The sequence below is a fragment of the Spiribacter sp. 1M189 genome, from assembly GCF_040838345.1.
Classification (GTDB): Bacteria; Pseudomonadota; Gammaproteobacteria; order Nitrococcales; family Nitrococcaceae; genus Spiribacter; species Spiribacter insolitus.
The window spans coordinates 269773-281651 of sequence record NZ_JBAKFF010000001.1; the positions used below are offsets into that span (position 1 = coordinate 269773).

The 11879-nt window shown below is 65.4% G+C and carries 12 protein-coding genes; 9 read left to right on the plus strand and 3 right to left on the minus strand.

Features of this window, described 5'->3' with window-relative positions; all coding sequences use genetic code 11:
• The first annotated feature begins 165 nt into the window (after positions 1–165).
• The 4 genes from proV to V6X30_RS01430 all read left to right on the plus strand — a co-directional run bounded on the left by proV (position 166) and on the right by V6X30_RS01430 (position 3733).
• The gene (gene proV / locus V6X30_RS01415; protein ID WP_367982855.1) at positions 166–1365 is read left to right on the plus strand and encodes a glycine betaine/L-proline ABC transporter ATP-binding protein ProV; all 1200 of its coding nucleotides are present in this window, start codon (positions 166–168) and stop codon (positions 1363–1365) included.
• Entirely contained in the window at positions 1365–2216 is an 852-nt protein-coding gene (locus V6X30_RS01420; RefSeq protein ID WP_367982856.1) for an ABC transporter permease, read from the plus strand. Before proV ends, V6X30_RS01420 begins: the two co-directional genes overlap by 1 nt.
• Positions 2217–2292: 76 nt before the next feature.
• Entirely contained in the window at positions 2293–3162 is an 870-nt protein-coding gene (locus tag V6X30_RS01425) for a glycine betaine ABC transporter substrate-binding protein (RefSeq protein WP_408022350.1), read from the plus strand.
• A gap of 88 nt (positions 3163–3250) precedes the next feature.
• Positions 3251–3733: a hypothetical protein gene (locus V6X30_RS01430; protein ID WP_367982857.1), complete on the plus strand. Its 483-nt coding sequence runs from the start codon at positions 3251–3253 to the stop codon at positions 3731–3733.
• Here the strand turns inward: V6X30_RS01430 and V6X30_RS01435 are convergent.
• Positions 3716–4519 (minus strand): UDP-2,3-diacylglucosamine diphosphatase, encoded by an 804-nt coding sequence (locus tag V6X30_RS01435; protein WP_367982858.1) that lies wholly within the window; start codon positions 4517–4519, stop codon positions 3716–3718. The genes V6X30_RS01430 and V6X30_RS01435 overlap by 18 nt on opposite strands.
• 13 nt (positions 4520–4532) lie before the next feature.
• Here V6X30_RS01435 and gltX point away from each other — a divergent pair, with 13 nt between their 5' ends.
• Entirely contained in the window at positions 4533–5963 is a 1431-nt protein-coding gene (gltX, locus tag V6X30_RS01440) for a glutamate--tRNA ligase (RefSeq protein WP_367982859.1), read from the plus strand.
• Positions 5956–7347 carry a cysteine--tRNA ligase gene (gene cysS / locus V6X30_RS01445; RefSeq protein ID WP_367982860.1) on the plus strand — a complete coding sequence of 464 codons (1392 nt, stop codon included), beginning with the start codon at positions 5956–5958 and terminating at the stop codon, positions 7345–7347. Before gltX ends, cysS begins: the two co-directional genes overlap by 8 nt.
• 17 nt (positions 7348–7364) lie before the next feature.
• Here cysS and V6X30_RS01450 read toward each other — a convergent pair whose 3' ends face one another.
• Both V6X30_RS01450 and V6X30_RS01455 read right to left on the minus strand, forming a co-directional pair.
• On the minus strand, positions 7365–8654 hold the full coding sequence (locus V6X30_RS01450) for an HlyC/CorC family transporter (protein WP_367982861.1): 1290 nt from the start codon (positions 8652–8654) through the stop codon (positions 7365–7367).
• A 6-nt stretch (positions 8655–8660) separates the two neighbouring features.
• Complete coding sequence (locus V6X30_RS01455) at positions 8661–9473, minus strand: cytochrome C assembly family protein (protein WP_367982862.1); 813 nt, start codon at positions 9471–9473, stop codon at positions 8661–8663.
• A 148-nt stretch (positions 9474–9621) separates the two neighbouring features.
• Between V6X30_RS01455 and ffh the strand changes: the two genes are divergently transcribed.
• From ffh to rimM, 3 genes are read left to right on the plus strand one after another with little or no spacing between them, the layout of a single operon-like run.
• Positions 9622–11022: a signal recognition particle protein gene (ffh, locus tag V6X30_RS01460; RefSeq protein WP_367982863.1), complete on the plus strand. Its 1401-nt coding sequence runs from the start codon at positions 9622–9624 to the stop codon at positions 11020–11022.
• A gap of 54 nt (positions 11023–11076) precedes the next feature.
• Entirely contained in the window at positions 11077–11346 is a 270-nt protein-coding gene (gene rpsP, locus V6X30_RS01465) for a 30S ribosomal protein S16 (protein ID WP_367982864.1), read from the plus strand.
• Between the two features lie 7 nt (positions 11347–11353).
• Positions 11354–11878, plus strand: coding sequence for a ribosome maturation factor RimM (gene rimM / locus V6X30_RS01470; RefSeq protein ID WP_367982865.1), 525 nt, complete (start codon positions 11354–11356; stop codon positions 11876–11878).
• Position 11879 lies beyond the last annotated feature (1 nt).

The following is an 11879-nucleotide window of genomic DNA, read 5'->3' on the forward strand; positions in this document are numbered from 1 at the left end:
TGTCTTCGTTTCCTTGCTTCCCTAGGCTATGCCGCGTGTTCAGCAACTGCCGGTCTGTATGAGACGTCAGTCTATCGTTTACACGCCGGAGCGGGACATTCTTCACTGCTCCGTTGGCCCTGCGGATGAGGCGGGGCTCGTCATCGCGCCGGGAGGCTCCTCCCGATGAGCGCCAAAATCAGGGTAGAGAACCTCTACAAGGTCTTCGGTCCGGATCCGGACGAGGGCATGCGCCTGCTCGAACAAGGTCTCGATAAGGAAGCCATCTTCGAGAAGACCGGCAACACGGTGGGCGTCCGTGATGCCTCGTTTGAAATCGAGGAAGGGGAGATTTTCGTCGTCATGGGCCTGTCGGGATCCGGCAAGTCGACCATCGTCCGCATGCTCAACCGGCTGATTGATGCGACCGCCGGCCGGGTGCTCATCGGTGACCGTGATGTCAACTCGATGTCGCGCAACGAACTGATCGACCTGCGTCGGCGCGACATGAGCATGGTCTTTCAGTCGTTCGCTCTCATGCCCCACAAGACGGTGCTGCAGAATGCGGCGTTTGGCCTCGAGGTGGCTGGGGTGGACCAGGCCAGCCGCGAGCAGCGCGCCGTGAAGGCCCTCGACCAGGTCGGCCTCAAGGCCAATGCCCGCAGCTATCCCGATGAGCTGTCCGGCGGAATGCAGCAGCGCGTGGGCCTGGCCCGGGCGCTGGCGGTCGATCCTTCCATCATGCTGATGGATGAAGCCTTTTCGGCACTCGATCCGCTCATTCGCACGGAGATGCAGGATGAGCTGGTCGCCCTTCAACGCGAGCATCGGCGGACCATCGTGTTCATCTCCCATGATCTGGACGAGGCCATGCGCATCGGTGATCGCATTGCGATCATGGAGGGCGGAGCCGTCGTCCAGGTCGGGACACCGGAAGAAATCGTCTCCAATCCCGCCAACGAGTATGTGAAGTCATTCTTCTATGGCGTCGATGTGACGCGCGTCTACAACGCCGCGGACATCGCCGACCGCCGGCAGGTCACCGTGCTCGAGCGGCCCGGGGTCAGCATGCGCTCCGCCCTTGAGCGGCTGCATGCCAGTAACCGCGATCTCGCCGTGGTGCTCGACCGTGATCAGAAGTACCTCGGTACGGTCACCGCCGAGTCCCTCGCGGCCCAGATCGATGGTGGTGGCGAGCCGCGCTATGCCGACGCCTTCGTGAATGACCTCGAGCCGGTGGAGGCGACGACACCACTCGGTGATCTGGTCTCACGCTCGGCCGCCAACTGGTATCCGCTGCCGGTGGTGGATGATCAGGGCCACTACCTGGGCAGCGTGACGCGTGCCGCCGTGCTCAGGACGCTCGACCGCTCGGGGGAGGAATAATGGCAACGAATTTCCGTGAACTCATCCAGATCCCCATCGGCGCCTGGGTTGAAAGTGGCGTTGACTGGGTTCAGAACAATCTCGCCGGTCCATTGGATGGCTTTGCCGCCGGCGTCGGGTTTCTTGCGGATGGCCTCGAAGGCCTGTTGCTTTTCCTGCCCGACTGGATTCTGGCACCGCTGATTATTGCTTTCGCCTGGTGGCGTGTGGGCTGGCGCTTTGGTGTCTTTGCAACCATCGCCATGGTCCTGATCGCTGCCATGGGGCTCTGGCGCGAGACCATGCAGACGCTCGCGCTGGTGATCGGAGCGAGCATTATTGCGCTGGCGGCGGGGCTGCCGCTCGGTATTGCCATGGCCCGTCGCGACGGCGTGGCGACGGTGGTGCGGCCGGTGCTCGACTTCATGCAGACCATGCCGCCGTTCGTCTACCTCATTCCAGCCGCCATTTTCTTCGGCCTGGGCAAGGTGCCTGGCACCATCGCGACGGTGATCTTTGCCATGCCGCCGGCGGTCCGGCTCACTAACCTGGGGATCCGCCAGGTCAGTCAGGAGAACGTCGAGGCCGGCCTGGCCTTCGGCTGCACGAGTCGTCAGCTCCTCTACAAGGTCCAGATACCGCTGGCCATGCCGTCCATCATGGCAGGCATCAACCAGACCATCATGCTGGCCCTGTCCATGGTCGTCATCGCTTCCATGATCGGCGCCGGGGGGCTCGGTAACACGGTGCTGACGGGGATCCAGCGCCTGGATGTCGGCCTCGGTTTCGAGGGCGGGCTGGGCGTCGTCTTCCTGGCGATCCTGCTGGATCGCATGACTCAGAGTTTCGGGCTACGGCGGCGTCGCGACTGACGCGTCCCGCCCTGCCTCGCCTTTCACCAAGTCTCCCCCGCGCGGGGATCTCGTAAAGCAGAAGAGGAGAACCTCGATGTTTAACAGAGCATCGCGCATGTTGCTGACCGGTATGCTCGGCGTTGCCGTCGCCGGTGGCGCCCAGGCACAGGACGACACCATCGAATTCGGCTGGACCGCCTGGTCGGACGCGGAGTTCGTCACCAAGCTGGCGGCCCGACTGATCAACGACAACACCGATTACACCGCGGAGCTGGTGCAGACCGACATCGCACCGCAGTACCAGGGACTGGAGACCGGTGACATCGATGCCATGATGATGGCGTGGCTGCCGGCGACCCATGAGGATTACTACGAGGAGGTCGCCGCCGGCGTCGAGAACCTCGGCGTCCTCTACAACGGTGCCCGTCTCGGCTGGGCCGTGCCGGCGGACATCCCGGAGGATCAGCTCGACAGCCTGGCGGACCTGAGCAACGAGGAGGTGCGCTCCGAGCTCGACGGCACCATCACCGGGATCGATCCGGGCGCCGGCCTCACCGCCCTGTCGGAAGAGGCCCTCGAGACCTATGGGCTCGATGACTACATGCTGCAGACCTCCAGTGGTGCGGGTATGACGGCCGCGCTCGAACGTGCCGTCAACCGTGATGACTGGATTGTCGTCACGGGCTGGAGCCCGCACTGGAAGTTCGGCGCCTATGATCTGCGCTACCTCGAGGACCCTGAAGGTGCGCTGGGCGGCCCGGAGCGCGTCCATGTGCTGGCGCGTGCCGGTTTTGATGCATCGTACCCCGAGATTTCGGCCATGCTGACGCGCATGTATCTGCCCATCGATCAGCTGCAGAACTACATGTTCCAGGCCCGGGAGACCTCCTATGACGAGGCCATCAGTGCCTACATCGAGGAGAACCCGGATCGCATCGACTACTGGCTGACGGGCGAGCTCTGATCGCCTGACAGCCTGCAGGCGCCGGTATAGCCGGTGGCAGAGAAAAACGCCCCGCCTCGTGCGGGGCGTTGTGTTTTAGACTGGCGGCATGTGGTTCAAGCGCCCGCCCCGACCCGACATCCACGCCCGGGATCCCGCCCGCCGTCAGGCGGCGGTGGATACGGGCGAAGCCGGTCAGAGCGCGCTGCGCCGCCTGGTCACCCGCGACCCCGATGCCCGGGTGCGAAACGCCGCCATCCGCCGGTTACGCGACCTGATCGTGCTCAGGCAGGTGATCGAGACCGAGAGCGACGAGACGGTCCGCGAGTCCGCGCGGGTCCGCTATCGTCACTTGCTCTCCGGGGGTGACACGCTGGATATCGGCTATCGCCGTGCCGCTCTGGCGGTCTGTCCTGATCGGCAGATCGTCGCCCATGTCGCGCGGAGCGCACGCGAGCCATCCCTGCGGATAGCCGCCCTGGCGCGCATCAGGGAGCCCGCGCTGCTCGATGAAGTTCGTCGCCACGATCCGAACGAGAGCGTCCGGGCCTGTGCCGGTGAACGGTTGCGTCAGCTAGCCGCCGAAGGCTAGCGACTCCAGGGCGGTCCGTCCGTCTTCCACCCGCAGCACGCTGCCCTGCTCGAACCAGTCACCCAGGACAATGCGGGTGGCGGGCTGGCCATCGAGCGTGAACTCGTGAATCGCCGGGCGATGCGTATGGCCATGGATCAGCCGCCGGGCCTGCCAGTCGCGCAGGCGCTGCGCCACGGCATTGGAATTGACGTCCATGATCGTTTCCGTCTTATCGGCCATCGCCTCGCCGCTGCGTGTCCTCGCGGCCTGTGCCTGGCGCAGGCGCTCCTCGATGGGCAATGCGAGGAAACCCGCCTGCCAGGCCGGATCGCGAACCTGCGCCCGAAAGGCCTGGTAGGCGACATCGTCGATGCACAGGGCGTCGCCATGCTCGAGCAGGACCGGTTCATCATCCAGGTGGACGATGGCCGGCTCCTCAAGACGGGTTGCGCCGGCAGCATCGCAGAAGTCATCCCCCAGCAGGAAATCGCGGTTGCCATGCATCAGGAACACATGAGTACCACCGGCTGTGAGTGCCTTCAGCGCGGGGCTGATCGGTTCATCGGGCGGGCGCGCATCATCGCCGATCCAGGCTTCAAACAGGTCGCCCAGAATGAAAAGCGCGGCGGCCTCGCGGGCCTGTCCGCGGGCGAACGCCAGGAAAGCCGTCATGGCCTCGGGCCGCGCCGGGTCCAGGTGCAGGTCGGCGATGAACAGAACTGGCGCCCGGTTCGTGTTGAAGCTAAGCGTTTGCATGGCGGCAAGATGACGCGGCCGGCGGCTGCATGCAAGTCGGGCTTCCATTACCATGCGCCTCATGAACACCCCGCCCGTGAAGACCCGCTTCGCGCCCAGTCCGACTGGCCGCCTGCATGCCGGCAACCTGCGCACGGCCCTTTTCAATTGGTTATTGGCGCGACGTCATGCCGGCGCCTTCATGCTGCGCATTGAGGATAGCGACAGCCAACGCAATGATCCGACCGCGATTGACGCCATCCGGGCCGATCTGCAGTGGCTCGGGCTCGTCTGGGACGAGGGGCCCGGCGCCGGCGCTCCGTCCGACTGGCAACAGTCCGCACGCGCCTCGGTCTACGCTGAGGGCGCGGAGCGGTTGATTGCTGCCGAGGCGGCCTATCCTTGCTTCTGTTCCGCCACGCGCCTGGCGGCGTTGCGCGATCGGCAGCGCCGCGCCGGTCAACCGCCTCGCTATGACGGCCACTGCGCCGGTCTGGATCCTGTTCAGTCGGCGAAGCGCCGGGCGGCGGGTGAGCCCGCCGTGCTCCGGCTTCGCATGCCGGAGTCGGGCATGATCGCGTTCCACGACCTGGTTCGGGGGGCGCGGTCGGTGCATGCCGGTGAACTGGGGGATCCGGTGATCCTCCGGGCCGATGGCAGCGCTGCCTTCCTTTTCGCCAATGCCCTGGACGATGCGCTGATGGGCATCACGCATGTGCTGCGCGGCGAGGATCACCTCTCGAATACGCCACGACAGCAGGTCCTGCTACGTCACCTGGGTCTGCCCGTGCCGGCTTATGGCCATCTGGCCCTGCTGGTCGACACCGAAGGCGCGCCGCTGTCCAAGCGCCGTGGGGATGCATCGATTGCCGGGCTTCGGGAGGCCGGCTACCGGCCGGAGGCGTTGCTCAACTACCTCGCACGTCTTGGCAATCCGGTGCCGGACGACAGCCTCAGGGAGGCCGCCGAACTGGCCTCGGACTTCGACCCCGCGACACTGAGCCGCAGTCCGGCCCGTTTCGATCATCAGCAGCTCGACCACTGGCAGGCGATGGCGATGGCGGCAGCGCCGGCGGAATCATTACGACCGGCGCTCGAGCCGGGTCGGGTACCGGTGGATCGCGAGGCCGACTTCCTCGCGCTGGTGCAGCCCAACCTGCGATTCGCCGCGGAGCTGAACGACTGGGCAGGGCGGTTCTTTGATACCGCCGATGTCCTTTCGGATGATGCCATGGTTGCGCTTCGGGAGGCGGACCCGGCGTTCTTCGAGACCGTGGCCACGGCGCTCGAGAGCGCCGACACGGGCGACTGGAAGCAGCTGCGGCCCGCATTGGAGGCCGCTACCGGTCGGCGCGGCGGCGCGATGATGAAGCCGCTGCGGCTGGCGCTGACCGGACTGGGCCGGGGTCCGGCGCTGGGGGCGATCATCGATCTCATGCCGGCGGACATCCGCCGCGCACGTCTGCAAAGGGCAGCGGCCGTGGCCGCTTCTGGAGTCGAACCGGATGCTTGAAATCCACAACAGCCTGAGCGGAGCGAAAGAACCGTTCCGGCCCATGGACCCGCCACGCGTCAGCCTCTATGTCTGCGGCATGACGGTCTACGACTATTGCCACCTCGGCCATGCCCGGGCGATGGTGGTATTTGACATGGTCGTGCGGTATCTGCGCGAGTCGGGTTACCGGGTGCACTACGTCCGTAACATCACCGACATTGATGACAAGATCATTCGTCGCGCCTCGGAACTCGGCGAGTCCATCGATTCCCTCACGGCCCGCTTTATTGAGGCGATGCATGAAGATGCAGACGCGCTGGGCTGTCTGCGGCCCGACGAGGAGCCGCGCGCGACTGGGCATATCGGCGAGATCATCGCCATGATCGAGCGCCTCATCGAGCGGGGGTATGCCTATGCGGCCGATGGCGATGTCTACTATGCCGTGAGCTGTTTTCCGGATTATGGCGCGCTGTCTGGCAAGCGCCTGGACGAGCTGCGGGCCGGCTCCCGCATCGAGCCCGGGGAGCATAAGCGTGACCCGGCCGACTTCGTCCTCTGGAAGGCCGCCCGGCCGGACGAGCCCAGCTGGCCCTCGCCCTGGGGGGATGGGCGACCGGGCTGGCATATCGAATGCTCGGCCATGTCCACCCATTGCCTGGGTCACCATTTCGATATCCATGGCGGTGGCCTGGATCTGAAGTTCCCCCATCATGAAAACGAGATCGCCCAGTCGGAGGCGGCCACCGGCGAGCACTTCGTCAACTACTGGATGCACAACGGCCATGTCCGCATCGATGACGAGAAGATGGCGAAGTCGCTTGGCAACTTCACCACCGTGCGCGACGTGCTTGCTGCGCATGATCCGGAGACCGTCCGGCATTTTCTGCTCTCCAGTCATTACCGCAGCCCGCTGAATTACACCGCGGATGCCCTTGCCCAGGCACGGGCGGGAATGGAGCGGCTCTACACGGCATTGCGTGGGCTGCCCGAGCACGTCGAGCCCGGGGCGCCCGGGGCGGCCTTCAGTGAGCGGTTCTACGTCGCCATGGATGATGATTTCAATACGCCCCTGGCGCTCTCGGTGCTCTTTGATCTGGCCCGCGAGCTCAATCGCGCCCGTCAGTCCGCCGATATGGAGCGCGCCGGGAGTCTTGGGGCGACGCTGCGCGGGCTGGGTGCCGTCCTGGGTCTGCTCGGCCAGTCTCCGGATGCCTACCTGCAGTCGGGGGGGCGGACCGATGCCGCGGATGCGGAGCGCATCGGAGCATTGGTGGCGGAACGGGCCGCTGCCCGCGATGCCCGGGATTTCGCCCGCGCCGATGCAATCCGCGATCAGTTGCTGGCGGAAGGTGTGATTCTCGAGGACAAGGCGGACGGTACGATCTGGCGTCGCGAGGGCTGAGGCCCTGCAGCCGGCCGTTAGCTGGCGCTCTCGGGCGACTCCTCTCGGGGTCTGACACGACGCTCCAGACGCGCCACCTTGACGCGGTTTTCCTCGGTCTGCAGCACCGTCACCGGATGGCCGTCGATCAGCAGGCTGGTGCCGGATTCCGGGATCGTTTCGAGGTGCTCGAGGATCAGGCCGTTGAGGGTCTTCGGCCCATCGCCGGGGAGATCCCACTCCAGCAGGCGTTTGAGTTCGCGCACGCTGGCGCTGCCGGCGGCCAGATAGCTGCCGTCGGCCTGGCGGTGGATATCGCTCACTGCCTCCGCCGGGTCAGTGGTGAACTCGCCGACGATTTCCTCGAGGATGTCCTCCAGCGTGACCAGCCCCAGGAACTCCCCGTACTCGTCCACCACCAGCCCGATGCGTCGGCGCTCGGCCTGGAAGTTGAGCATCTGCCGATGCAGCGGAGTCCCCTCCGGCACGAAGTAGGGGTCGCGCACATGCTCGAGCAGGCGCTCGCGGGTGAGCTCGCCGTCGAGCATGGCGGTCAGTACCCGCCGCACATGCAGGACGCCGCGGATGTTGTCGATCCCGCCATCAAAGACCGGGAGGCGAGTGTACTCCGACCCGGCGATCTGCTCGGTGATGCGCGACCAGTCATCGCCGAGGTCAATGCCGACGACCTCGTTGCGGGGGACCATGATGTCGTCGACGGCGGCCTTGTCCAGATCGAGGATGCTGAGCAGCATGCGCTGGTGGCGCTGCGGAATCATGGCGCCGGCTTCATTGACCACGGTGCGCAGCTCCTCCCGACTGAGCGCCGAGTGTCCGCCCTCGCCGGGACTGACCCCGAGCCCGCGCAGGAGGCCGTTGGCCAGGAGGTTCGTCAACCAGACCAGCGGATAGAGGAGGCGAAGGAGCGGCCCGAGTATAAAGGCCGCCGGGAATGCGACACGCTCCGGACGCAGTGCCGCCAGCGTCTTGGGTGCCACCTCGGCAAAGATCAGTATCGTCAGCGTGAGTAGCCCGGTTGCCGCCGCCAGTGCGCCTTCGCCGCCCAGTCGCAGGGCGATCAGCGTGGCGATGGAGGAGGCGGCGATGTTCACGAAGTTGTTGCCGAGCAGAATGATGCCGATCAGCCGGTCCGGGCGCTGTAGCAGCTTTTCCGCCCGTCGTGCGCCGCGATGGCCGGCTCGGGCGAGATGACGCAGCCGGTAGCGGTTGAGCGTCATGAGTGCCGTCTCGGAGCTGGAAAACCCCCCGGAGAGCACGATGAGAATGCCGAGGATGCCGAACAGCAGGGAGAGTGGGATGCTGTCCACGGGCGTCTATGCGGGGCGGTTCAGGATCAGTTCGAGGACGGCCTTGCTGCCGAAGTAGGCCAGCGCCAGCAGCAGGAATCCCGCCAGGGTCCAGCGTATGGCGGTGCGGCCGCGCCAGCCGGCTTGATGGCGGCCGACCAGTAGCCCGGCAAAGACCAACCACGCCACCATGGACAACACGGTCTTGTGCACCAGGTCCTGAGCGAACAGGTTGTCGACGAAAAGCCAGCCCGTCACCAGCGAGATCGAAAGCAGCACGAAGCCACTGGCGAGCAACTGAAAGAGCAGTGCCTCCATGCTCTGCAGCGGTGGCAGCAGCCCGAGCACTGCACCGGCGCGCCGACGCCGTAGCGCGTTCTCCTGCCAGGCCAGTACGACCGCCTGGGCACTGGCGAGGCCGAGGACCGCATAGGCGACGACTGAGCTGATGACATGCAGATCAACCGGTTTGCCAAGCGGTACCAGTGTGGTTCCAGGCGTGCCGAGGCGGTCGGCCAGCAAAAGCGTGATGGCGGCAAACGGAAATACGATGACCCCGAGGCTGTGGACCGGCTGGCGGATTGCGGCCAGCAACAGCATCGCGGCCATCAGCCAGCCGAGCAGCGAGGCGGCGTTGAACAGCGACAGATTAAGGCCGGCCGCTGTCCACACGGCCTGCCAGAGCAGGATCGCGTGGATGAGCAGGGCGGGCAGAGCCAGGCCGAACGCCAGCCGTTCCCCACGACGCATGTCGACACGCCCACGCAGCCCTGCCAGCAGGGTGACCAGGGCAGCGCTGTATAGCGCCACTGCGAGAAGCGTGGAGAGGGTATGGATCATCTGCGCGTCGATTACCGCGAAAGCCTTGATGCCGGATCATCGCACAGAAAACGGCCCCGTTCGAGCGCCATCCGGGCCTCGTCGAGGCCCTCTGCACTGATACAATCGGCGTCTGAAATGACAATTGACCGCGGAGGTCGCCGCCATCATGTTTGACAATCTGAGTGACCGCCTCGAGGCCATCGGTAAGCGCCTGCGGGGCAAGGGCCGGCTCACCGAGGAAAACATTCAGGAGACGCTTCGCGAGGTTCGCATGGCGCTGCTGGAAGCGGACGTGGCGCTGCCGGTGGTCAAGGAATTCATTGCGGCGGTGCGTGAACGGGCCCTGGGCGCGGAGGTGACCCGGAGCCTCTCCCCTGGTCAGGCCTTCGTGAAGATCGTCCATGATCAGCTTGTCCAGGTGATGGGTGAGCAGAACGATGCCCTCGACCTCAGTACGCGTCCGCCGGCGGTGGTCATGCTGGCCGGTCTGCAGGGCTCCGGTAAGACCACCAGCACCGCCAAGCTCGGCCGCATGCTCCGCGAGCGCGAGAACAAAAAGGTGCTTGCGGTATCGGTGGACGTCTATCGACCGGCGGCCATCGATCAGTTGCAGCGCCTGGCCGAGGAGGTCGGCATCGACTTCCATCCCACCGACCCGAGTGCCGATCCGGTGGCCACCGTTTCCGCGGCCCGCGATCAGGCCCGGACCGGCTATTACGATGTGCTGCTGGTGGATACCGCTGGGCGGCTCCACGTCGACGGCGAGATGATGAGCGAGGCGCGGCGCGTGCATGACGCCGTCGAACCCGTCGAGACGCTATTCGTCGTGGACAGCATGACCGGTCAGGACGCGGCGAACACCGCGCGCGCCTTCGATGAAGCCCTGCCGCTCACCGGCGTCGTCCTGACCAAGGCCGATGGTGACGCCCGGGGTGGTGCCGCGCTGTCCATTCGGCAGATCACCGGCAAGCCCATCAAGTTTCTCGGCATCGGTGAGAAGACCGATGCCCTGGAGCCCTTTTATCCCGATCGCATGGCCTCCCGCATCCTGGGGATGGGGGACGTGCTCTCCCTCGTGGAAGAGGTCGAGCGCAAGGTCGACCGCGACCAGGCCGAGCGCATGGCCGGCAAGCTCAAGAAGGGCAAGGGGTTTGATCTGGAGGACATGCGATCTCAGCTCCAGCAGGTGACGCAGATGGGTGGCATGGGTGGCCTGATGGACAAGCTCCCCGGTATGGGGCAGATGAGCGAGCAGGTCAGCCAGCAGATGAATGACGGCCAGATCCGTCGTCAGATCGCCATCATCAATTCCATGACCCCCGGTGAGCGTCAGCGTCCGGATGTCATCAATGGCTCGCGCAAGCGGCGTATCGCCAATGGCTGCGGCCTGCAGGTCCAGGATGTCAATCGCCTGCTCAAGCAGCACAAGCAGATGCAGAAGATGATGAAACAGTTCAAGAAGGGTGGCATGAAAAAGATGATGCGCCAGATGGGCGGCGGGGGCGGTTTCCCGCCCGGCGGTATGCCACCCGGCGGCGGCCTTCCGCCAGGGCTTGGCGGGCGTTGAACACGCGGGTACACTTGACGGTTTATCAGTCTGCCGGACTCATTAGGGATTAACATGGTTACGATTCGTCTAGCGCGCGCCGGCGCGAAAAAGCGCCCCTTCTACCACCTGGTGGTCACCGATAGCCGCAATTCGCGGGACGGGCGCTTCATCGAGCGACTCGGATTCTTCAATCCCGTGGCCACGGGTCAGGAAGTGCCCCTGCGCATTGATCTGGAGCGCGCCGAGCACTGGCTCTCCCAGGGAGCTCAGCCGAGCGAGCGCGCCGATCAGCTCATCCGCCAGGCGCGCCGTGGCTCGGCGGCCGAAACCGAGAGCGCCTGAACAAGCGGTGAGCGGCGAACCGGCGGGTGACGCCGACAGCCGCATCGTGCTCGGGGAGATCGTGGGCGCCCACGGCATTCGTGGCGAATTAAAGCTGCATTCCTGGACGCGTCCTAGAGAGAACATACTGGACTATCCGGTCTGGATTCTCGAAAAGGCCGGCTCGACTGGTGAGTATGAGCTCGCCGGCGGGCGGCACCAGGGCAAGGGCCTCGTAGCCCGCCTGGCAGGGGTGGAAGACCGTGACGCCGCCGCGGCGCTGCAAGGCAGCCGGATTAGTGTGCCGCGCAGTGCGCTCCCGGATAAAGCGCCCGGAGAGTATTACTGGGCGGAGCTCGAGGGCCTGGCCGTGGAGACGCTGACTGGCCAGTCGCTGGGAAAAGTCACGGGGCTTATCGAGACCGGAGCGAATGATGTGCTGGTCGTGGAAGGGGAGCGTGAGCGGCTCATCCCCTACGCGCCGGGCGTCTACATACAATCGGTGGATCTGACCAGTGGACGGATCGTGGTCGACTGGGATCCGGAGTTCTGAA

What these genes read in the sequence shown, in the direction of transcription:
- proV (WP_367982855.1), top strand. Translation starts at nt 166, where the DNA reads ATGAGCGCCAAAATCAGGGTAGAGAACCTCTACAAGGTCTTCGGTCCG.
- V6X30_RS01420 (WP_367982856.1), top strand. Translation starts at nt 1,365, where the DNA reads ATGGCAACGAATTTCCGTGAACTCATCCAGATCCCCATCGGCGCCTGG.
- V6X30_RS01425 (WP_408022350.1), top strand. Translation starts at nt 2,293, where the DNA reads ATGTTTAACAGAGCATCGCGCATGTTGCTGACCGGTATGCTCGGCGTT.
- V6X30_RS01430 (WP_367982857.1), top strand. Translation starts at nt 3,251, where the DNA reads ATGTGGTTCAAGCGCCCGCCCCGACCCGACATCCACGCCCGGGATCCC.
- V6X30_RS01435 (WP_367982858.1), bottom strand. Translation starts at nt 4,519, where the DNA reads ATGGAAGCCCGACTTGCATGCAGCCGCCGGCCGCGTCATCTTGCCGCC.
- gltX (WP_367982859.1), top strand. Translation starts at nt 4,533, where the DNA reads ATGAACACCCCGCCCGTGAAGACCCGCTTCGCGCCCAGTCCGACTGGC.
- cysS (WP_367982860.1), top strand. Translation starts at nt 5,956, where the DNA reads ATGCTTGAAATCCACAACAGCCTGAGCGGAGCGAAAGAACCGTTCCGG.
- V6X30_RS01455 (WP_367982862.1), bottom strand. Translation starts at nt 9,473, where the DNA reads ATGATCCATACCCTCTCCACGCTTCTCGCAGTGGCGCTATACAGCGCT.
- ffh (WP_367982863.1), top strand. Translation starts at nt 9,622, where the DNA reads ATGTTTGACAATCTGAGTGACCGCCTCGAGGCCATCGGTAAGCGCCTG.
- rpsP (WP_367982864.1), top strand. Translation starts at nt 11,077, where the DNA reads ATGGTTACGATTCGTCTAGCGCGCGCCGGCGCGAAAAAGCGCCCCTTC.